Annotated in this window: 14 protein-coding genes; 4 read left to right on the forward strand and 10 right to left on the reverse strand. The window is 71.4% G+C overall.

What is annotated here, in order from left to right:
- Positions 1-175: 175 nt before the first annotated feature.
- The 3 genes from A3IC_RS0145595 to A3IC_RS0145605 all read right to left on the reverse strand — a co-directional run bounded on the left by A3IC_RS0145595 (position 176) and on the right by A3IC_RS0145605 (position 3,488).
- Entirely contained in the window at positions 176-1,543 is a 1,368-nt protein-coding gene (locus A3IC_RS0145595) for a M16 family metallopeptidase (RefSeq protein WP_020556744.1), read from the reverse strand.
- Complete coding sequence (locus A3IC_RS0145600) at positions 1,540-2,877, reverse strand: M16 family metallopeptidase (RefSeq protein WP_052174103.1); 1,338 nt, start codon at positions 2,875-2,877, stop codon at positions 1,540-1,542. Before A3IC_RS0145600 ends, A3IC_RS0145595 begins: the two co-directional genes overlap by 4 nt.
- A 182-nt stretch (positions 2,878-3,059) precedes the next feature.
- The gene (locus A3IC_RS0145605; RefSeq protein ID WP_020556746.1) at positions 3,060-3,488 is read right to left on the reverse strand and encodes a type II toxin-antitoxin system Rv0910 family toxin; all 429 of its coding nucleotides are present in this window, start codon (positions 3,486-3,488) and stop codon (positions 3,060-3,062) included.
- A gap of 161 nt (positions 3,489-3,649) precedes the next feature.
- Here A3IC_RS0145605 and recD2 point away from each other — a divergent pair, with 161 nt between their 5' ends.
- A complete protein-coding gene (recD2, locus tag A3IC_RS0145610) occupies positions 3,650-5,905 on the forward strand; it encodes an SF1B family DNA helicase RecD2 (RefSeq protein ID WP_169400965.1) in 2,256 nt (751 codons plus the stop codon).
- Between the two features lie 119 nt (positions 5,906-6,024).
- Here the strand turns inward: recD2 and pssA are convergent, their stop codons facing one another.
- From pssA to A3IC_RS0145630, 4 genes are all read right to left on the reverse strand, one after another.
- Positions 6,025-6,873 (reverse strand): CDP-diacylglycerol--serine O-phosphatidyltransferase, encoded by an 849-nt coding sequence (gene pssA / locus A3IC_RS0145615; RefSeq protein WP_020556748.1) that lies wholly within the window; start codon positions 6,871-6,873, stop codon positions 6,025-6,027.
- Positions 6,860-7,525 carry a phosphatidylserine decarboxylase gene (locus tag A3IC_RS0145620; RefSeq protein ID WP_026219494.1) on the reverse strand — a complete coding sequence of 222 codons (666 nt, stop codon included), beginning with the start codon at positions 7,523-7,525 and terminating at the stop codon, positions 6,860-6,862. Before A3IC_RS0145620 ends, pssA begins: the two co-directional genes overlap by 14 nt.
- 395 nt (positions 7,526-7,920) lie before the next feature.
- Positions 7,921-9,621 carry an N-acyl-D-amino-acid deacylase family protein gene (locus A3IC_RS0145625; RefSeq protein WP_020556750.1) on the reverse strand — a complete coding sequence of 567 codons (1,701 nt, stop codon included), beginning with the start codon at positions 9,619-9,621 and terminating at the stop codon, positions 7,921-7,923.
- A gap of 221 nt (positions 9,622-9,842) precedes the next feature.
- The gene (locus tag A3IC_RS0145630) at positions 9,843-10,745 is read right to left on the reverse strand and encodes an NAD(P)-dependent oxidoreductase (protein WP_020556751.1); all 903 of its coding nucleotides are present in this window, start codon (positions 10,743-10,745) and stop codon (positions 9,843-9,845) included.
- Positions 10,746-11,022: 277 nt separating this feature from the next.
- Here A3IC_RS0145630 and A3IC_RS0145635 point away from each other — a divergent pair, with 277 nt between their 5' ends.
- Both A3IC_RS0145635 and A3IC_RS0145640 read left to right on the forward strand, forming a co-directional pair.
- Positions 11,023-11,514: a hypothetical protein gene (locus A3IC_RS0145635; protein WP_020556752.1), complete on the forward strand. Its 492-nt coding sequence runs from the start codon at positions 11,023-11,025 to the stop codon at positions 11,512-11,514.
- Between the two features lie 200 nt (positions 11,515-11,714).
- Positions 11,715-12,812, forward strand: coding sequence for a hypothetical protein (locus A3IC_RS0145640; protein ID WP_020556753.1), 1,098 nt, complete (start codon positions 11,715-11,717; stop codon positions 12,810-12,812).
- A gap of 169 nt (positions 12,813-12,981) precedes the next feature.
- On the opposite strand, the gene A3IC_RS64015 is transcribed toward A3IC_RS0145640, so the two are convergent.
- From A3IC_RS64015 to A3IC_RS0145665, 3 genes are all read right to left on the reverse strand, one after another.
- The gene (locus tag A3IC_RS64015) at positions 12,982-14,868 is read right to left on the reverse strand and encodes an FGLLP motif-containing membrane protein (RefSeq protein WP_063744971.1); all 1,887 of its coding nucleotides are present in this window, start codon (positions 14,866-14,868) and stop codon (positions 12,982-12,984) included.
- A 171-nt stretch (positions 14,869-15,039) separates the two neighbouring features.
- On the reverse strand, positions 15,040-16,305 hold the full coding sequence (locus A3IC_RS0145660; RefSeq protein ID WP_020556754.1) for a phytanoyl-CoA dioxygenase family protein: 1,266 nt from the start codon (positions 16,303-16,305) through the stop codon (positions 15,040-15,042).
- A gap of 112 nt (positions 16,306-16,417) precedes the next feature.
- The gene (locus A3IC_RS0145665; RefSeq protein WP_158696361.1) at positions 16,418-19,918 is read right to left on the reverse strand and encodes an ATP-binding protein; all 3,501 of its coding nucleotides are present in this window, start codon (positions 19,916-19,918) and stop codon (positions 16,418-16,420) included.
- Between the two features lie 331 nt (positions 19,919-20,249).
- Between A3IC_RS0145665 and A3IC_RS60385 the strand changes: the two genes are divergently transcribed.
- On the forward strand, positions 20,250-21,128 hold the full coding sequence (locus A3IC_RS60385) for an alpha/beta hydrolase (RefSeq protein ID WP_020556756.1): 879 nt from the start codon (positions 20,250-20,252) through the stop codon (positions 21,126-21,128).
- The last annotated feature ends 69 nt before the right edge of the window (positions 21,129-21,197 follow it).

Below are 21,197 nucleotides of genomic sequence, written 5' to 3' on the forward strand. Positions count from 1 at the left end.
GGGGGGCAGCGGGCCGGCCGAGGATGAGCGCACGTACGGCACCGCGCTCCTGGCCGCGGTGGCGTTGATTTGCCTGAGTGCGGTCGGGTATGTCGGGGGTGGGGGTGGGGTGGGTTGGCTTGGGGCTTTTGAGGGCGCCGGCCTTGCGTGTCGGAGGCTGCGGGGGAGTGGGTGGTCAGGTCTCGGATGTCGTCACCTCGAAGCCTGCCGCGCGTAGTTCGGGGATGATCCGGGTGGCGTCGCCCTCCACGACCACGGCGAGTTCGTCGGGGCGCAGGTGCGTGTGTGCGGCTCGGTCGACCGAATCCGGGTCGGTGGCCAGGATCTCCGCGTATTCGGCGGTGACGTGGTCGTCGGGGAGGCCGTGCACGATCGCTTCGACGAGTCGGCCGCCGATGCCGCCGGGGGTTTGCAGGTTGATCGGCATGCTGCCGAGCGAGTGGGCGCGGGTGGCGGCGAGTTCGTTCGGCGTGACGCCGTCGGCGTGCATCCGGCGGATCTCGCCGATCGTGTCCAGGACCGCGGCGGCGGTCACCTCGGTGTGCACGGACGCGGAGACGGTGAACGAGCCGGAGCGGCGGCCGTGGCCGAAGCTTGCGTGGGCACCGTAGGTGTAGCCCTTGACCTCGCGCAGCAGGTGGTTGAGCCGGGAGCCGAAGGCGCCGCCGAGCACGTCGGCGAACAATTCGATGGGGATCAGGTCCGGGGTCGAGCGCGGCGGTGCGGTGTGGCCGATGCGCAGCACCGATTGCACGGCGCCGGGGCGGTCCACCACGATCGCGCGTTCGGTCGAGGGGGTGCCGGCGGATCCGGTGAGCTCGGCCCGCGTCGCGGTGCCCGTCGCGCCGGCGAAGACGGTTCGGCCCAGCGCGGCGAGGTCGATGGTGTCCAGGTCGCCGACCACCGCGAGAGTGCCGGGCGCGGTCATCCGGTCGGCGTGGAAGCGCCGGATCGCGTCGGCGTCCAGCGCGGCCGCCGTGTCGGGGGTGCCGCCGAGCAGCCCGCCGAGCCGGCTGTCCGGGCCGAACAGGGCACGTCGGAAGGCGAGTCCGGCGCGGGTGCCGGGCTGGGCCCACGAGGTCTTCAGCGAGCGCACGTGGTCGGCGAGGAAGCGCTCGACGTCGGCGTCGGCGAAGGCCGGCCGGCGGACCGCCTCGGCGACCAGGTCCAGGCCCGCGCCGAGTCGATCGGCGGGCAGGTCCAGGCCCACCTCCTGGGTCTCCCACCCGCAGGCGAGCCGCCAGTTCGCGCCCAGTGCCTCGATGGCGAGTCCGAAGGCGTCCGCGTCGCGGTCCAGGCTGCCCTCGTCGAGCAGCGAGCAGGTGATCCGGGCCAGGCCGTCCAGGCCGACCGGCTCGTGCAGCGCGCCGCTTTCCATCACCACCTTGGCCCAGGCCAGGCTGCGTCCGGGCACGTGCGCGCCGATCACCTCGCCGCCGCCCACGGTGACCCGGCGGACCTCGGGGAAGCGGTACGGGCGCGGCGCCGCGCCGGTGGGTCGCTCGGCGACCAGGGTGTGGCGGGTCGCGATCTGCTCGCTCATGCGGCGGCCTCCGGCTCGGTGGTCTCGATGTCGGCGCCGGCCTCGGCGGCTTGCGGGGAGAACTCCAGCACGATCCGGTTGTCCGGGTGCAGCAGGTCGCGGGCGACCCGGCGCACGTCCTCGGCGGTGACCGCGAGCAACTCGTCGAGGTGGCCGCGGATCGACTCCGCGTCGCCGAAGCGGGTGGTGAATCGACCGATCGCGTCGGCCCGGCCGGCGGCGGTGGCCACCTCGCGCAGCCATTCGCCGGACAACACCGCCCGGACCCGGTCGAGTTCGGCCTCGGTCACCCCCTCGCGCGCGACCTCGTCGCAGACCCCGACGTAGGCGTCGAGCAGTTCGTCCGGTTCGACGCCCTCGCTGGGCGCGCACGAGCCCATCAGCACCGATTCGAAGTGCAGGTGGTTCCACGCGGACAGGAAAGCGCCGGACGCCTGGGCCAGATTGCGCGCGGTGACCAACTCCCGGTACAGCCGGCTGCCCCGACCGCGGCCGACGACGGTCGCCAGCACGCTCGCGGCGGCCGCTCCCGGGGCGCCGAAGCGCGGCGCGCGGTGGCACAGGAACAGGCGCGGCGCGGGCACGTCCCGGTACACCGTCACATGCCGGCCGGCCCCGAAGCGGGGCGGCAGCGGCGCGGGGGCGGGCTGCGGGAAGGAGCCGCGCGGGGCGATGCCGCCGAAGTACTTCTCGGCCAGCGTCACCACCTCTTCCGGCCGCACGTCGCCGACCACGGTGAGCACCGCGTTGTCCGGCGCGTAGTAGGTCTCGTGGAACGCGGTGAAGTCGGCGAGTTCGGCGCTGTCCAACTCGGCCATCGAGCCGATCGTGGAGGTCGCGTAGGGGTGGCCCGCGGGGTAGGCGAGGACCATCATCTCCTCGCTCCAGGTCCCGTAGGGCACGTTGTCGTAGCGCTGCCGGCGCTCGTTCTTGACCACCTCGCGCTGGTTGTCCAGGGTTTCCTGGGTCAGCGCGAGCGAGCCCATCCGGTCGGCCTCCAGCCACAGCGCGAGGTCCAGCTGTCCGGAGGGCACCGTCTGGTAGTAGTTGGTGCGGTCCGGGCTGGTCGAGGCGTTGATGCCGTCGCCGCCGCAGCCTTCGATCGCGGCGAAGTGGCCGCCCTTGTCCACGTGCGCGGAGCCCTCGAACATCAGGTGCTCGAAGAGGTGGGCGAAGCCGTGCTTGCCCTCGACCTCGTGCCGTGATCCCACGTCGTACCAGAGGTTGACCGCGGCGAGCGGCACCGTGGCATCGGGGCAGACCACCACACGCAGACCGTTGTCGAGCCTGGTCCGGTGCAGGGCCCACGGGAAGTGGGCGGAAGTTGACGGCACGTCAGGTCCCTCCGGGGGGTCGCGGCGCTCGACGATGGATCGCCATTGTTCCAGGCGGGCGCGACGAGTGGGCGGACCCCGTACGCACGACGACCACCGAGCCGGGCGGGTGCACCGGGTGGGTGGTCGTCGTGTGGGTGTCGCCGGGTGGGCGGCGACGGGTATGCGGGTGCCGAGGCGGCCTACTTGACGAGCGCGGCGAACTTGGCCAGCGACTCGATCAGCGCCTCCTGGGTGGCCTTGGTGACCTTGCCGGCCATCATCTGCACCGCGCCGCCCTTGACCTCGGACTCGATCCGCAACACCGAACCGTCGCCGGACGCCTCGACGATGAAGACCTCGGTCATGATGACGCCCATCGGACCCTTGCCGTCGAGCGCCAGCGACTTGCCCGCCTCGACGTCCTTGATGGTCCACTTGATGTCCGCCGGGAAGCCCATGAGCTTCATCTTCTCGTCGTAGGTCACGCCGGCCTCGAGCTTCTCCGGCGCGCCGGCCGGGAACTCGACGTGCGGGACCATCCACTCGCCGAAGACGCTGTAGTCGGTCAGCTTGGCCCACACGGCCTCGGGGGCGGCAGCGATCTCGACCTGCTCGTTGATGACGGGCATGCGTGTGTCCTCACGGTTTTTGAGCTGCGGTGAACCTGCGGCTCGGAGCATGGAGTCCCCGGAACGTACCGCCGATATGTGACACAGTCAATGGTGTCGACGAGCGAAAAGAGAACGTGTTCTAGTTCTGCTGTCACTCCGGTTGGCTAGTCTCGGGCGGCATGAGAGGCACGCTGCCGGGGATGCCGCCCGGCGCCGAAACCGGGGGCGGGGCAGGCGCCGTTCTCGAAGCCGTCCTGGAGCGCATCACCTACCAGAACGACGAGAACGGCTGGACCGTCGCCCGCGTGGACACCGGCGGGCACGGCAGCGAACTGCTCACCGTGGTCGGCGCGCTGCTGGGCGCCCAACCCGGCGAGTCGATCCGGATGCGCGGCCGCTGGGGCAGCCACCCGCAGTTCGGCAAACAGTTCCAGGTCGACTCGTTCAGCACCGTGCTGCCGGCCACCGTGCAGGGCATCCGGCGCTACCTCGGCTCGGGGCTGATCAAGGGCATCGGCCCCAAGACCGCCGATCGCATCGTCGAGCACTTCGGCACGCGCTCGCTGGACGTGATCGACGAGGACGCCACGCAACTCATCCAGGTCCCGGGCCTGGGCCCCAAGCGCACCAAGCTGATCGCCGCCGCGTGGGAGGAACAGAAGGCGATCAAGGAGGTGATGGTCTTCCTCCAGGGCATCGGCATCTCCACGTCGCCCGCGGTGCGCATCTTCAAGGAGTACGGCGACGCCTCGATCACCGTGGTGCGCACCGAGCCGTATCGACTGGCCGCCGACGTGTGGGGGATCGGCTTCAAGACCGCCGACGCGATCGCCAAGGCCGTGGGGATACCGCACGACGCGCCACAGCGGATCAAGGCCGGACTGCAGTACACGCTGTCCGAGGGCAGCGACAGCGGCCACTGCTACCTGCCCGCGGACGTCCTGGTCGCCGAGGCGGTCAAGATCCTGGACGTGCCCTCCGATCACGTAGTGCGCTGCCTGAACGAGCTGGTCGGCGAGGAGGGGGTGGTGTGCGAGGAACTGCCCGGCCCGGTGACCGTCTCCGGCACCCAGGGTGATCCCGTGCAGGCCGTCTACCTGGTGCCCTTCCACCGTGCCGAGCTCTCCCTGGCCGGCCGGGTGCGCGCCCTGCTGGGGGCCCGGGAGGACCGTCTGGCCGCGTTCGCCGAACTGGACTGGACCCGAGCCCTGGCCTGGCTGCGCGCCCGCACCGGCACCGCGCTGGCCCCCGAACAGGAACAGGCCGTACGACTGGCGCTGACCGCCAAGGTCGCGGTGCTCACCGGCGGCCCCGGCTGCGGCAAGAGCTTCACCGTGCGCTCCGTGGTCGAACTGGCCCGGGCGCGCGAGGCGAAGGTGATCCTGGCCGCACCCACCGGCCGAGCGGCCAAGCGGCTGGCCGAGCTGACCGGATGCGAGGCGGCCACCGTGCACCGCCTGCTCCAGCTCCAGCCCGGCGGCAACGCGGCCTACGACCAGGACAAGCCGCTGGACGCGGACCTCGTGGTCGTCGACGAGGCGTCGATGCTCGACCTGCTGCTGGCCAACAAGCTGATCAAGGCGATACCCGCCGGCGCCCACGTGCTGTTCGTCGGCGATGTGGACCAGTTGCCCAGCGTGGGCGCCGGCGAGGTGCTGCGCGACCTGCTCGCGGCCGAGCGGGTGCCCCGGGTGCGGCTCACGCAGATCTTCCGCCAGGCGCAACAGTCCGGCGTGGTCACCAACGCGCACCGGATCAACGCGGGCCGCCCGCCGATCACCGACGGCCTGGCCGACTTCTTCTTCTTCCCCGCCGAGGAGACCGAGGACGCGGCCACGCTCACCGTCGACGTGGTCGCCCGCCGCATCCCGCGCAAGTTCGGCCTGGACCCGCGCCGCGACATCCAGGTGCTCGCCCCGATGCACCGCGGTCCGGCCGGCGCCGGCGCGCTCAACCTGCTGCTCCAGCAGGCGCTCACACCCGGCCGCGAGGGCCTGCCGGAGAAGCGCTTCGGCGGGCGCACCTTCCGGGTCGGCGACAAGGTCACCCAGATCCGCAACAACTACGACAAGGGCGCGAACGGCGTCTTCAACGGCACCGGCGGGGTGGTGATCGCGCTCTCTCCCGAGGACCAGAAGCTGGTCGTGCGCACCGAGGAGGACGAGGAGGTCGACTACGACTTCGCCGAACTCGACGAGCTCTCGCACGCGTACGCGGTGACCATCCACCGCTCGCAGGGCAGCGAGTATCCGGCGGTGGTGGTCCCGGTCACCACCGGTGCCTGGATGATGCTCCAGCGCAACCTGCTCTACACGGCGATCACGCGCGCGAAGCGCCTGGTGGTGCTGGTCGGCTCGCGGCGCGCGCTGAGCCAGGCGGTGCGCACCGTCTCGGCGGGCAGGCGGTTCACCGGGCTGGCCCACCGGCTGCGGTAATACACGTTCGGGGTCGGCCGCCCGGGCAACACATCCGTGGCCGGTCGGCCCGCCCGGACGAAGCGAAACGCCGCCACCCGGTGGGTGACGGCGTTTCGGTCGCGCGGGGTGTGCCTCGGCTAGCGGATCATCCGCAGGCCGATGCGCTCGACACCCTTGCGGGCCATCGCCATCGCGGGCACGAGCAGCGCCAGGGTGACCTGGGTGGTGGCGCCCATGTTGAGCATCCACTCGCTGCCCGGCGCGTCGGCGGCCCAGGCGATCAGGCAGCTCATGCTCAGGCCGATGCCGGCCATCACCACGATCGCCATGTTGCCCTGCGGCTTCGGGTATTCGATCCGGCTCACCATCAGTCCGGAGACGGCCACGATCAGTACCGCCGCGGGAGTGAACGGCAGGTCGAGCAGCACGATCGAGACGACCGTCATCGCGGCCATCGGAATGGGCATGCCCTGGAACACCCCGGGGCGTCCCGGAGTGGTCGCGAATCTGGCCAACCGCAGCACGCCGCCGATCAGCACCGACAGCGCCACCAGGACGGCGGCGGGCGCCTGCCCGGTGTTCAGCGGCACCGCCGCCCAGGTGACCACGAAGAACGCCGGGGCGACGCCGAAGGTGATCACGTCCGCGAGGTTGTCCAGCTGCGCGCCCAGCGAGGACATCCGCAGCTTGCGCGCCACCATGCCGTCGCACAGGTCGCACAGGGCGCCGACCAGCATCAGCACCACGGCCGCGGCCAGGCTGCGCTCGGCCGAGACCCCGACGTCGCCGCCACGCGCGGCCATGACCGAGCAGGCGAGGAAGTAGATCGCCATGAAGCCGCTCGCCGCGTTGCCCAGCGTGAGCACGTCCGCGACCGAGATCCGCGCGGACAGGCACGCCTGCGGATCGTCCTCGACGGGAGTGCCCAAAATGTTGAGCTCGGAGGCGTCCAGGTCGGTCGTATCGTCGTAATCAGTCCCGGTCAAGACGTGTCTCTCCCGCCGTTGTCCGTTGTCCCACGGTCACCGCGGGCTCGACGCCCGGCGGCAGGTACACGTCCACGCGCGAACCGAACCGGATCAGCCCGATCCGGTCGCCACAGGCGACCTCGGTACCCGGCTCCAGATACGGCACGATGCGCCGCGCCACCGTGCCGGCGATCTGCACCAGCTCCACGTCGCCGATCGCGGTGTCGAAGATCCACACAACGCGTTCGTTGTGCTCGCTTTCCTTGTTGAACGCCGGGACGAATCCGCCGGCCTTGTGCTCCACGGACTTCACGACGCCGTCGAGCGGCGCACGGTTCACGTGCACGTTCAACGGGCTCATGAAGGTCGCGATCCGGGTGCGGCCGTCGGGCCAGGCGTCGATGCTCTGGACCACACCATCGGCCGAGGCGATTACGCCGTCGGCGGGAATGGTGCGCTCCGGGTCACGGAAGAACCACAACATGCCACCGGTCAGCGCCAGCGTCGGCACAGCCGCGAAGGCCCAGCGCCGGTTGCGCAGTGCGGCCAGGCCGGTCAACGCGCCGGTCACAGCCGTCGGCACGAGCCAGGGAGAAGCTCCCTTGGCCAAGCGCGGCTGTTGCCTCGGCGCGAACCCCGCCGAAGCCGGCGAGGGGGAATCGTCACTCATCGAGAACCTTTGTCGGGGGGCGTGCCCGTCGGTAACGGGCGGCACTCGGCGGATGCTACCTAGACGGAGGGCCATCGCGCTTCCGGCGGTGATCACTCACGGCGAGCCGGTCCTGTTCGAATCGGCGTAATTCGGACGCCGTTCGAGTCTATTTCGGCTGTGGAACCGGTTGCCCGTATCCACAAGGTTGCCCTCCGCGCATGCCTGCTGTGAAGAGGCCGCAGGTCCCGCTCCCCGTACGCGGTCCGTGGCATCGATCACGTTGGCGGTAGCGTCCCTTCGACTCGCGTCCCTTGACGGTGCCTATGGTGGATCGTCACAAAAACGTGACACGGCGGTAGGTCGGTCGACCCACCGCCGTACCCCAAGGGTAAACGCGCTTATGTGACGTTCCGTCAGTTCTGCGACGAAACAAGTCCCACCATGGTGCCCGGCCGCTCCCCGGTGGGCTCGGTGTCCAGCACCGTGGGTACGCCGCGCACGATGGTGGCCCGGACGCCGGCCGGGCCGCGGGTGAAGCGCCACGAGCCGTCGGGGTTGTCGTACCGCTTCTCCTCGGGCCGCACCTCGATCTCGTCGAGCGCGAACACCACCAGGTCGCCGGCTCGGCCCGGGGCGATCACACCCCGGTCGTTCAGGCCGAAGAAGCCCGCGAGCTTGCCGGTCAGGTTGTGTACGGCCTCCTCGACGGTCATCAGGCCGGTGTCGCGCACGTAGCGGGTGAGCAGGTAGACGTTCTCGCCCGAACCGCAGAACAACTGCAGGTGCGCACCGGAGTCGTTGATGTTGGTCAGCGTGTGCGGCTCGTTGAACAGGCCGGCCACGACCGGCTCGTCGAACTCGTCCGGGATGCCGCGCAGGCAGGACAGGATGCCGTTGTCGCCGATCCAGGTGGCCAGCGCGTCGGAGATGTGCAGCCCCTCCCGGTCCGCGTACTCCTTGAGTGAGATGTCCAGCGGGCCGTGGCCGGTCTCGGAGATCGCGAGGATCAGCGACTCGGGGCGATCCAGTCGAGATGTCGACGATGAGACCCGGATGTCCCAGTCCTCACGCGCCTGCGCCCGCCACTGCGGATCGGCGAGCGTGGCGAGCTTGTTCTCGGCCGGACCGTTGATCCAGTGGTTCCAGGCGGCGACCCGCTGGAAGGTGAGCGCGCGCTCGAAGTTGAAGAACGGCTCCAGCGGCTTATGCGGGACATTGGGCCAGAAGTCGACGCCGTCGGCACGCAGCCGCCGATGCAGTGCGATCGTCTGTTCGCGCAGGTAGTCCTCCCGCACGGTGGAGGGGATCGCGGTCCACTGGGCGCGGATCCCGCGCGGCTTGCAGATTCGGGCGAATCGCTCCACATCGGCGTCGATGCTCTCCGGCTCGTTGAACCGGGTGATCATCTGGAGCGTCGCGCCGGGGTGCCGGGCGAGCACGTCGGCGAGCGCCTCGAACTCCGCGTCCTCGGCCAGTCGGGTCGGTACCGGCTTGAGATAGCGGTCCTTGTCGAACACATTGGTCGACAAACCAATTGCTCCATGAGTCAACGATTCGTCGAGCAGCGCGGCCATCTCGGCGATTTCCTCGGGCGTCGCCGCGCGCGACCAGGACGCCTCGGCGCCCATCACCGTGGTGCGCAGGGTCAGGTGTCCGACGAAGCCGGCCACGTTGACCGAGACGGCCTGACCCTTGACCGCGCTGCTGTACTCGGGCCAGCGCTCCCACGTCCACGGCACCTTGTCCTGGAAGGCGGAGAGCGGGAGGTCCTCCAGGAAGCAGAACAGGTCGAGCACGGGTCCGCGCGCACTCTCCCGCAGCGGCGCCACCGACATGCCGCAGTTGCCGAAGACGACCGTGGTGGTGCCGTAGGCGGGCAGCGGGTCCAGGTCCGGGTTCCACCACATGGCGCCGTCGACGTGGGTGTGGGCCTCGATGAAGCCGGGTGCGACGTAGGCGCCGGCGGCCTCGACGACCCGCTCGGCGCCACCACTGGGGGCCAGATCGGGGCCGACCTCGACGATCACCCCGTCCTTGACCCGCACGTCGGCTCGGATCGGGGCCGCCCCCGTTCCGTCCACGACGGTTCCTCCGCGTACCAGCAGATCGGCCATGGGCTGTTCTCCCTATTACTTGTGCCGGATCGCCATGCCGACGCGGGCAGAGGCGATCCGGCGGCGAGTCTCGGGGCCGGGTGCGCTCCTCGGGATTTACGTTACGTGTTGTAACTTAACCTGGTGAACTATTCAAGGGCCGCGGTGCGCTCGCTGCGTCGAGGTCACGGTCGGGGGCGGGGCCGGCTTGGTGCGCGGGGCCGGTCGGGCGGGACGTGGGGTCAGGATGCGCCGACCGGGCGGCGGATGCTCTCGAAGATCCGGGCGAAGCTTTCCTTGCCGTGGCCGGCCGTCACCTGACGGTCGATCAGGGTTTGTACGGCGGCGATCACGTCGGTGCCGACGCCCTGGTCGCGGCTCGCCTCGGCGATGGTGTCGACGGCGGCCTTGTTGAAGTCCAGGCTCTGCACCTCGGCGGCGTAGTCGCCGCTGTCGAAGTGCTCCGCGTGCCCGGGCAGGCCCGTGGTCATCGCGCTGATCCACGGCCCGGCCATGGCCACGAACTCGGCCGCCGGCACCCCCTCGGAGGCCACCATGGCGGCGCCGTGCGCGACGCCGGCGAACATCGCGTACATCGATCCGAGCAGCGCCAGGTCGTACAGCGAGGCCCGGCCGGCATCGGTGCCGAAATAGCGCGCGGTGCCGAGCAGCTCGAGCAGCTCGCGATGCGTGTCGAAGGCCGCCGCGGAGCCGCTGTAGAGCAGTGAGGCGACCGGCAGGCCGATCATCTCCGGGATTGCCATGATCGCGCCGTCGAGGTACTCGATACCGTGCTCGGCGGCCCACGCGGCGGTCTCCCGGGCCTGCTTCGGGGTCATCGTGGTCACGTTGACCACCAGGCGGCCGGCCAGCGAGCCGGTCAGGGGGGTCAGCGTGGCGCGTACCGACGCGTCGTCGAGCAGGCACACCACGATCACGGGCGACGCCTCGACGGCGGCGGTCGCGGTGGGGGCGAGGGTGAGGCCCTTGGCGACCAGGGATTCGGCCCGGCCGGCCGTGCGGTTCCAGACGGTGGTGGGGTGGTGGCCGCCCCGATGGATCGCGTCGGCGATCGCTCGGCCCATCGCGCCGAGGCCGAGGACGCTCACGGGGGTCGGCTGCTGCTCGCTCACGGGGTTCTCCATGCGTCAATGAGGTCAATGAGGTCAATGAGGTCAATGAGGTCAATGAGGTGGGGGAGGCGGGTTGCCCGCCGCGTCACCATGCTTGATCGGCACACTCCCTTCTACAAGTACCTACTAATAAGTCAGGTACTGGCATTTTGGTAAGTGTGCAGCTCGTTCGCCCTGCCCGTGAGCCGACGAGCGGGGCGGGCGTTTAGCCGACCGGGTGTGCGGACACTCGTGCTGTTCGTACGCGGGCGCCGCTTTGCCCCGTGACCCCACGCGAGGAGCGACGAACATGGCGAGTAAGTACGGCCGCACCCTGGGCGCGTTGTCGATCGCCGCCGCGCTGGCCCTTGTTTCGACGGCGTGCGGCGACGACAAGGGCAGCGGCGGCGGCGCCGGCTCGACGCCCACGGCGATCGCGTCGGCCCTGGAGTCGGCGGGCTCGGAGGCGAAGGACGCGCTGTCCTCGGCGAGCGCGGCGGCATCCTCCAAACTGGCCGAGATCAAGGGCGGTCTGGACGCGACGGCCGACGCCACGGTCGGGCCGATCAAGGCCGACGGCGATCGCACCACCGCCGAGGTCACCGTCGAGAACAAGACCGGCAAGACCGCCGACTACACGCTCGCGGTCGAGTTCCGCGACGCCTCCGGCAAGCTGCTGGACGCGATCGTGATGAACATCGACAACGTCGAGGCGGGCAAACAGGCCAAGGGCACCGCGAAGAGCAACCGAAAGCTGACCAACCCGAGCAAGGCGGAGATCGGCCACGCGATCCGGCACTGAGGGCGGGGCGGGCGGGGCGCCCAGCAGGGGGGCGCCGGGTCGGGCGGCGGGGATGCCCGAGGTCACGCGTCGTGCGGGTGGGCCGTGCGGGGCCCGTCGCGTGGGGTGATTCGGGGGATCTCCCCACGTCCCGGGAACCGGGATCCGCATTTCGCCCGGGCGCCTTTCGCCGTCCATCCGCGCCCGGCACAATCGCCGCCATGGCGATCATCGAAACCCGAAAGAGTTCCGCCGGCGCGCGGTTCAAGGCCGCCACGGGCGGATTTCTTGGCGGGGGCGTGATCGGCTTCGCGCTGGCCTGCTTCGTGGTCGGGGCGATTCTCGAACGCTGGCCCGTGGTCGCGATCGGCGTCGGACTCTGCCTGCTGAACGTCGTCGTCGTGGGCGTCGCGGGGCGCATCCAGCGCGCGCGCAACCCGCGCTCCCCGGCCCTGCCCGCGCTGGCCGTGATCGAGAGCCGTCGGGCCATCGGCGGCGAATCGGCGAACGTACCGGTCGAGTTCGTGCTGACGGTCGCGCCGGACGAGCGGCCCGCGTACCGGGTCGAGATGAGCCAGGACATCAACCTGGTGGACATCCCCGACTATCGGCCGCGCGGCGTGGTCGTGGTCGAGTACCGCCCCGACGAGCCGTGGGACGTCAAGATCCTCACCGCGCCGACCGGGGAGTGGGCCCGCCGGGCGACGACCGAATCGGTGGATTCGGCCCCGGAGTCCGCGCTGTTGGCCGGCCCGAAGGAGGAAGGCCCGTTCTGTCTGCTCGCCACCGTGGGTCTACTGCTCGGCGCCGCGGCCGTGGTCCTGTTCTTCCGCGCGGACCTGTTCACCAAGGACGACGGACCCACGACGTCGACGTCCTCCTCGTCCACGACGACCACCGTCGAAAGCCACTCGACCTCGACCTCCACGGTCACCGGAACGGCGAGCTCGGATTCGATGCTCGACGCCGGTGAGATGCGGCGCGTCGCCGATTCGCTGATAGCCGGGATGCGCACGGGCAACGCCGGCGAACTCACCATCGATGAACACGTGATGGCGGTCCGCGGCATCCTGGGCGCCCCACCGCGACCCGGCCCGGTGATCGACCTGAACGCCCTCCCGTACGAACGCCTTCCCGCCCTCGTCCGCGAGGCACGGACCAAACTGGGCGTCACCGACCCCACCTCGTGGCGGATCGGCTTCGAGCCCGACGCGAAGACCGGCGTACTGACCATCCGAGTCACCGTCACCGACGCCGGGGGCAAGGCATCCCTCGAGGCGGACGCCCAGGGCAGGATCACCAAACGCAACCCGCGCTGAGACCCCGGCGCGGCGCGCGGTGCGGCCGTCCGCCGACGGGCGGCCCGAACGCGGCTCGGATACGGCGCGAATGCGCCTGGAATGCCCCGGATCACGCCACTCGAATGTCCGCGGGAACACCTCGTGCGCACGCGACGACCCGGTGTTCGTCGCGCAGGACCTCCGTGTACTAGAGCCCCGTCGGCGGGCCCGGCGGATACGGCGGTGGTGCCGGGATCGGGGGCGCGCTCGGTGGTGCCGGGATCGGGAACCCCGGCGGTCCGGGTGGTGCCGGGATCGGCGGCAGCGGGGCCGGGGGCCGCGCCGGGGTCGGGGTCGGGCCGTAGGTGAACCAGGCCCAGAAGGCGAAGCCGGCGAGGGAGGCCAGGCCGAACACCACCAGGGTCGCGATCAGGCCGCCCGGCCCGGAGGCGTCGCCGCCGGGGTTGAGCACCAGGACGTGGACGAAGCACAACACCACGATCGTGTACACCACCGCCCACCCGGCCGGGGTCCAGGCGCGCAGCCGGCCGCCGTCCGTCCCGCGCAGCGGGATCAGGCCGAACACCAGGGTCTCCACGCCCAGTACGAACACCGTGGCCGCCACCGCGTCCAGCAGCACCCACCCCGTCCCGGCGTCGGTCGCGCTCGCCCGGTCGTGCACGAGTTCCAGGCCGCCCCACGCGAGCAGGCTGACCACCAGGCAGCTCAGCGTGCCGAGCAGCACGGCCTGGCCGTCCTGGTTGCGGCCCACCCGCCGCTCGCGCAGCGCGACGAAGCCGGCGACCAGGCCGAAGACGAGGCCGGGTACGAAGCCGGCCAGGCGTGAGATCGCGGTGCACACGACGGCCAGGCCCAGCGCGGCCGGGACGGTGCGGAAGCCGGCCGGGACCCGGGTGACCCGACGGGTGAGGCGTTCCGCGGGCCACTGATAGGCGACCAGGATCACCGGGATCGCGATCAGGAACGCGAGCGACAGCAGCCCGCTGCGCACCGACCAGCCTGCGTCCGGGTCCACGCCGGTCGACAACACGGCGGTGATCAGCACGTATCCGCCGACGTGCCACGGGCTCGAACCCACCAGCCAGGACAGCGGACCCGGCCCGCCGTCGGCCGGGCGGTTCGTGCGCCGGCGCCACCACGCGGCGATCCGTCCCTGGTGGTGTTCCCAGGTCTTGTTGAACAGCTCGGTCGGCAGGCCGACGAGCAGCACCAGGACCACGCCGAGCAGGCCGGTACGACCGATCGCGCCCGGGTCGGTGCGGATGTCCGAGGGCAGCGGGACCGCGTCGGTGACCGCGGAACGGTCGCCCAGGTCGGAGGATTCGGCCGGTTCGGGGGTGCCCTTGGGCGGGAACACCGAGAGCGGCTGGGTCGCGAGCGGGCTGCCTGCGCAGGACACCGCGAGTTCGTACGACCCGACGTCGAGGCCCGCGGGCAGCGTGTACTCGATCCGAGTCTTGGCCATGCTCGGCCGCAGCGGTCGCGGCGGGGTGGCCACCGAACGCACCTCGACCGGATTCGGCCCGACCCGCACCACCGGATCGGCGCACGTACGGGAGAGCGTGACCAGGAACATCGTGCCCACATCGCCCTGGCGCACCACCGGCGGCGTGGCCAACTCCGCGCCCGCGTCCGCACGTTCCGCGGAAACCTCGATCGTGCCCCGGCCGATCTCGGCACCGCGCTCGGTGCCGTCCGCGCTCTGGCACACCGCGCCGACCCGGTGCGTCCCGTTCGGGAAGCCCGCCCGCGCGTCCTGCCAGAATCCGGCCGCCCACCGGTCGCCGGACGTCTCCGCGATGACCGACCAGAAGTTCGGATCGTCCCCGACCTCGACCCCCACCTGAACCCGCCACCCTCGCTTGGTGCACTCCCGCGCGCCCGCGCCGTACACATTCACCGGCGCGTTGGCCCGCGCCACCGCCGGGACGGTTGTCACCGGGGGCGGACCGGCGTCCGTCCTGGCCCGACTCGGCTTCGAAACCACACCGTCGGCCCCACCGGAGGCCACCGCGGGGCCACCGACGAACAGACCGACCAGCGCCAGGACCACGACCACCAGGATTCGCCGCATCTACGCCTCCCCGTAAGGCGGGACACGTTACCGAGCGAGACCACACCCGGTGGTGCCCCCGCACGTCGGCAGCCGCGGCGGACCGCCCGTAACCCCGCACCCGTGCACCACGCGCGCCGGGCCCGGAGGGACCAACCGGCCGCCGGCCGCGTAGCGGACGAGTAACCCCGCCTACATTCGCGACATGGTCAGCAGGTCGCCGCTTCCGTAGCCCGGGATCACCTGCTCGTATGTCTCGTACGCGTTCGTGACGTCGAAGATGCGCGGATTGTCGAACTGCACATACAGCGTGCGTCGGCGGGCCGGGCCGGTTGCCGCGGGGCCCGCGTGCAGGCCGCAGCCCATGTGTACGGTCACATCGCCCGGTTCGGTGGTGATGCCGACCACCGGCAGTTGCTCCCACTGGGCCGGGGTGTACTGCTCGTGCGCGACCGTGCCCCACGAGCCGGCCAGCGCGTAGAGCTGGGAGCTGTCCTGGCTCACCGCGTCCAGCCTGATTCCCACGTGTACGCGCGGACACGTGACCGGACAACCGCCGAGTGCGCAGTCCTTGTGCCAGGGCAGGTCCGGGATGGACAGGGGTTCGGGCGTGACGCCGAACTCCTTGAGTACGGCGATCTGTCCGGAGTCGCGGTCGGTCACCGCGACCACGTCCTGACCGGCCAGGCCGCACAACATGCGTACGGTCGGGTCGTCGGCCAGCGCGGCGATCCGCGGCGAGCGCATGCCCAGATAGGTCAACCGGTAGGGCGCGCGCAGCCCGCCGGGCCCTTCCGCCCACAGCGATCCCCGGTCGCCCTCGCGGCACAGGCCCCGGATCCGGTCCACCTCGCCCGCCAACTCCTCGACCCGGTCCGCGTCGAAGACCTGACGCACCACCAGGTAGCCGGTGGCCCGCAGGAAATGCGCCATCTCGTCGGGGTCGTCGTGGGTGGTGAAGTCGCGGTGCAGGTCGATCGGACGATCCGCGAGGTCGCGCAGGTCCAGTGCCGCGGGGTGGTAGATCGGCGTGCCGGAGTACATGCAGCGGATCGCCGGCTCCCACACGTCCCAGTCGGCGAACTCCCCGCGCACGAACCGCACCGCGTGCGACTCGACCAGGCCCCGGCTGGTGCGCAGTTCGTAGAGGTAGTCCTGCCACGCACCGGATTCGAGCTCGACCACCAATTCGGCGTCCGCGATCACCCCGGGCACGATCCGCACTTCGCCGCGGTCCTCGACATAGCTGTACGCCTGACCGTTCGGCATGCACAGCGCGACCGGGGCCCGGCCGGCCACGTCCCAGGCGACCCGTTCGCCCAGTCCGCCCTCCAGACGGCGCGGCAACTCCACCCGATGGAACGATTCGAAGCACACCACCGGCCAACCCAACACACTGAACGTGCCACGCTCGGCGTCGTGCGCCGCCACCGCCGATCCCGCGCCCGCAATCCCCATTGCCCCGTCCTCCCCGTTCCGCACCCGGCGCACCGACCGGGTCGTCACCAACGGTAGGCAAACAGCGTCAGAACAGCGTCAGAGCAGCGCGAAAGCACAAGGTGACAGCCAGTCAGCGGAGTGAGGAGACGCCCGTGTCCAGCGGCTCCCCGAGCAGACGCACAGCGTCCCCGAGCGTGCGCTCGGCGTGTCCGGGCAACCCCAACTCGACGCACCGGGCGTACGCGGCCTCGAACTGCGCGCGGGCCGAGGCCCCGTCGCCGACGAGCGCGGCCAATCCGCCGAGCACCCGGCGCACCGGGCCGAGCGAGGAGCCGGTCCAGTCCAGGTGCTCAGCGTACGGGGTCAGCGCCTCGCTCACGAGCAGACCGCGTTCCACATCGCCCAGTTCGATCGCGACCTCGCCCAACCGCATCAGCGAACCGGTCCACAGCAGGTCCACCGGGATCGCCGCGAAGCCCGGCACGCACAACGCGTGGAACTCCCCGCGCGCCGACTTCGGATCCGTCGACGCGGATGCCGCCCAACACGCCTGGACCCGCCACCAGGACACGTCCCGCGACCAGTCGGCGGCCACCCCGGCGCGGCGCGCCATCATGCCCAACCGCCCCTGCTCCCAACGCACCGCCAGAATTTGCGAGAGGTTGAACGAGCGCACCGCCTCGCGCGGCAGCCCCGATCGCCGGGACAGCCGCAGCGCGTCGGCCAATACGTCGGCCGCGCGCGTGCTGCGCCCGCGCAGCAGTTCCAGGCCGCAGCGGTAGATCAGCACCTCCCAGGTGAACCACGGATGCCGCAGCCGCCGGGCCACCCGCTGCGCCTGCGCGTACTCGCGCTCGGCGGCCGGGATCGCGCCGCGCACCACCAGGTCGTAGGCCTGGTTCAAGTGACTGCGAAACAGCGACTCCTGATCACCGGTCAGCCCGGAGAGCACGGTCAACTCGCTGCTCATCCGCAGCCGTTCGTTGACCAGATCCGGGCCGGAGGCAGCCAGGTGATGTGCCTCCAGGCCCTGCGCCAGCGCATCGTGCGAGCCCGATTCGCGGGCCGCGTCGAGTGCTTCGTAGAGCATGGTCAGCCGCGCCTCGCGGTCGTGCCCGAAGGTGAGCGCCACCGCGAGCGCGGCCAGCAGCAGCGAGCGCAGCGCGATGTCCGCGGGCAGGCCGGACGCCATCGGCAGCGCCGCCAGCGCCTCGCGCAACAGCGCGACCAACTCCAGGTCCACGCCCACCTGGTAGACCTGCCCCAGGCGCACCATGGCGAGCGCGACCCGGCCCAGCCGGCGCGGGTCGGACAGCGCCCGGGCCTCCTCGGCGGCCCGGCGCAGCACCTCCCGGCAGCGCCGGTCGCCGCACCGGTCCAATGCGGCGCCACGCGAGAGCAGCAGGTCGCACCGGGTCTCCGGGGCCGGATCGGTCACCATCGGCAGTACCTCCAGGGCCTGCCGGTAGTGTTCGGCGGCGACCTCGAAGGCGCCGCCGTCACGTGCCTCGTCGCCCGCGCGCCAGGCGTAGTCCAGGGCCCGGCGGGCCTCGCCGAATCGGCAGGCCAGTCGGAAGTGGTGCGCCAATTCGGGCAGATGCGCGTCCCGGTCGCCGCGCGCCTCCAGGGCCAGGCCCACCTTGCGGTGCAGCTGCAGCCGGCGTGCGGTGGGCAGTTCCTGGTAGAGCGTGGAGCGGACCAGGGCGTGTACGAAGGTGAAGCGGCCCGGGCGATCGGTCTCCTCGGCCCGCACCACGTGGGCACGCTCGGCGTCGTCCAGGGCGTCCACGACCGTGTCGAACCCGCCCGGGTGCACCGCCGCGACCAGGTCGATGTCGAATGCCGGGCCCACCACCGCGGCCACGGTGAGCGCCTCCAGGGTGGACTGCGGCAGGCCCAGAAGCCGCTGGCGGAGCACGTTGCGCACCCGGCGTGGGACGTCCGCGGGCACGCTCTTGCCCAGCGCCGACCAGTCGCTGACATCCGCCCACTGACGCAGCAGTTCGGTGGCCAACAACGGGTTGCCGTCGCTGAGTTCGCGCAGGACGTGGGCTCGGACGCCTTCCGCGCGCGGGGGCAGCGGGCCGGCCAGCACGTGCGCGAGTTCGACCAGGGCCGCCACGTCCAGGCCGCCCAGCGGCACGTGCAGTGGATGCAGGTCGCGATAGAGGTCGGCGATCAACCTGGTCATCGGGTGGACCGAGCCGAGCCCGGTGTCGCGGTAGGCGAGCACCAGCACCGCGCGGGTGCCGACCAGCGCCCGGGCCACATGGCGCAACATCAGCATGGTCGAGGTCGAGGACCAGTGCACGTCGTCGAGCAGCAGGACCAGGTCACCCTTGCCGGCCGCGTGCCGGAACACCCCGGCGACCGCCTCGAACAGCCGGTAGCGCTCGGTGTTCGAGTCGGGCGGACCCTGAGGCTGGGTCAGGCCGGCCGGTTCCAAGGGCAGTTCGGGCAGCAGCCGGTGCAACTCGCCGCCGAGGTCGCCGACCCGCTCGCGCAACTCGTCGGCCGCGACGTCGGCGAGGTGCGCGCGCAGCATGGTCACGAACGGTTGGAACGGCGCCGCCACGCCCTCGTCACTGCGGCCGGTCAGCACCAGAGCGTTGCGGCCGGCGCGGGTGGCGTACTCGCTCAACAGGAAGGATTTGCCGATCCCGGCGTCGCCGCTGACCAGCACCACGCGCGAGCCGACCTCGGCCCCGGTGGATTCCTCCAGCAGGCGCAATTCGGCCGAGCGGCCCACGATCGGCCCCGGCGCGCCGTGCGGGAACACGTCGTGCGCCGAGCGGGTGGGTGCCGGGGCGGGTGGGGCGTCCCCGCCGGGTGTGGGCGAGGCGAAGCGCGCGGCGGGCGCGGGTACCGGCAGCGGTTGCGGCGTGGCGTCGCCGAGCAGGCGCAGGAATGCCGATTCGGTCTCCGGAGACGGTCCCACGCCCAACTCGGTGGCCAGCAGGCGCCGACATCGTTCGTACGCACGCAGTGCCGCCGCCCGGTCGCCGCCGGCCGCGTGCGCGGTCATCAGCAGGCGATGGCTGCTCTCACGGAACGGATCCAAATCGACGAGTTGGCCCGCGCGGGTCACCGCCGCGTCCGCCCGGCCCAGGTGCAGCTCGGTGGTCACCGACACCGCGAGCGCGCGCAGTCGGGCCGAGCGCCAGCGGGTGCGCCGCTCGTTGACCCAGTCGCCGTCCTGGCCGGGCAGAAACGGCAGGGCCAGGATCTCGTGTGCGTCGTGCGCCCGGGATCGGGCCTGGGCGAAGGCACCGTGCACGGCGAGCGCCTCGGCCTCGATCAGCGCGCTCTCGGCCGCCTCCACGTCGACCTCGGTGCCCTCGGGCAGGGACAACACGTAACAGCCGGCCCGGTGCCGCAGCACCGAAGAGGCGTCATATCCGGCCTGGCTCAGGAAGCCGCGCACCCGACTGAGTACGCCGCGCAGCGCGCCCTCCCACGACTTGGGCGCCTGCTCGGGCCACAGCAGGGCGGCCAACTCCTCCCGCGGCACCGGATGCCGGCGTCCCAGCGCCAGCGCGGCGAACACGAGTTGGGCCTGCGGGCCGCCCAGGAGATCCTCCGCGGCGCGGCCCGTGGGGCCGTCTACGCAGACATGGCCGAGAACACGCACCCGGACCACCATGTGACGGACCCCCCTCCTGCTGTCGTCTTCGCGACAACCGATTCCCCGGCGCCGGTCCGGGAGCGGTTCGAAGGACCCCGCGCGCCACATGGTACGAACCGAACGGTGCAACCGGCGGCCAATTGCGCCGGCCCCATGTCACAACCCGGCCAATCACTTGATCCGTACTCGGGTTTCCCGGAGGCTGTCGGCCGCACGGCAGCGTCGGGTACGGACCCGAGTCGGTCGATCCTTTGCCGGGCGTGGGAGATCGCATACCGGGGCAGCCGTCAGGTGGGCATCGGGCGCATGGGCACTCGGGTTTTCGGGAGGGGTACGGATGAGCCTGGATGGATGGAATCTGCCGCCGGTACGCGAGGGGCGGGCCGCGTCGGACGAACTGGACGCGCGGCGCCGCGGCACCGCGGCGTATCGCCAGGAACCCGAACCCGGGGTGACGGTGCGTCAGGAGTTGGTGGGCGGCGTGCCGTGCACGTTCCTGGAGGTGCCGGACCCGGCGCTGACCCTGCTCTACTTCCACGGCGGCGGCTACCGGATGGGCGATGCCACGGGCTGGTTGGGCATCGGTTCGCGGCTCGCGCTGGCCGCGCGGGCCCGGGTGGTACTGGCCGAATACCGCCTCGCGCCGGAGGCGCCGTATCCGGCCGCGTTGCACGACGTGGCGAATGTGTACGACACGATCGTGGACGCGAACGGCGACGCGCATCCGGCTCCGTTCGTGGGCGGCGACTCGGCCGGCGGCGGGCTGGCGGCGGCGCTGACCATCGCGGCCCGCGGCGCCCGCGTGCCACTGCCGTCCGGCCTGGTGCTGCTGTCGCCGTGGCTGGACCTGACCGTGACCAAGCCCACGTACGACTCGAACGCGGCCACCGACCAACTGATCTCGAAGAAGGCGCTGCGCGAGGCCGCCGAGCTCTACCTGCAACTGCACGACCCGGGCGACCCGTTGGCGTCGCCGCTGTTCGCCGACCTGTCCGGCCTGCCGCCGGTACTGCTCTTGGCCTCCTGCCACGAGGCTCTGCTCGGCGACAGCACCGCGTTCGCCGCCCGGGCCGCCACGGCGGGCGTCTCGGTCCAGGCGCACCTGGTCCCCGACGTCCCGCACGCCTGGCCCGCGATCGACCCGACGATGCCCGAATCCCAGGAAGCCATCGGCACCATCGCCCGCTTTCTGACCACAAGGGCAATGGAAGCCTGAGTTCACCGAGGGCCTCGGGGCGCCGATGGGCCCACCCCGAGGCCCGTAGAACCTCAGCCCCCACACCTG

It is taken from the genome of Embleya scabrispora DSM 41855, assembly GCF_000372745.1.
Lineage (GTDB): Bacteria > Actinomycetota > Actinomycetes > Streptomycetales > Streptomycetaceae > Embleya > Embleya scabrispora.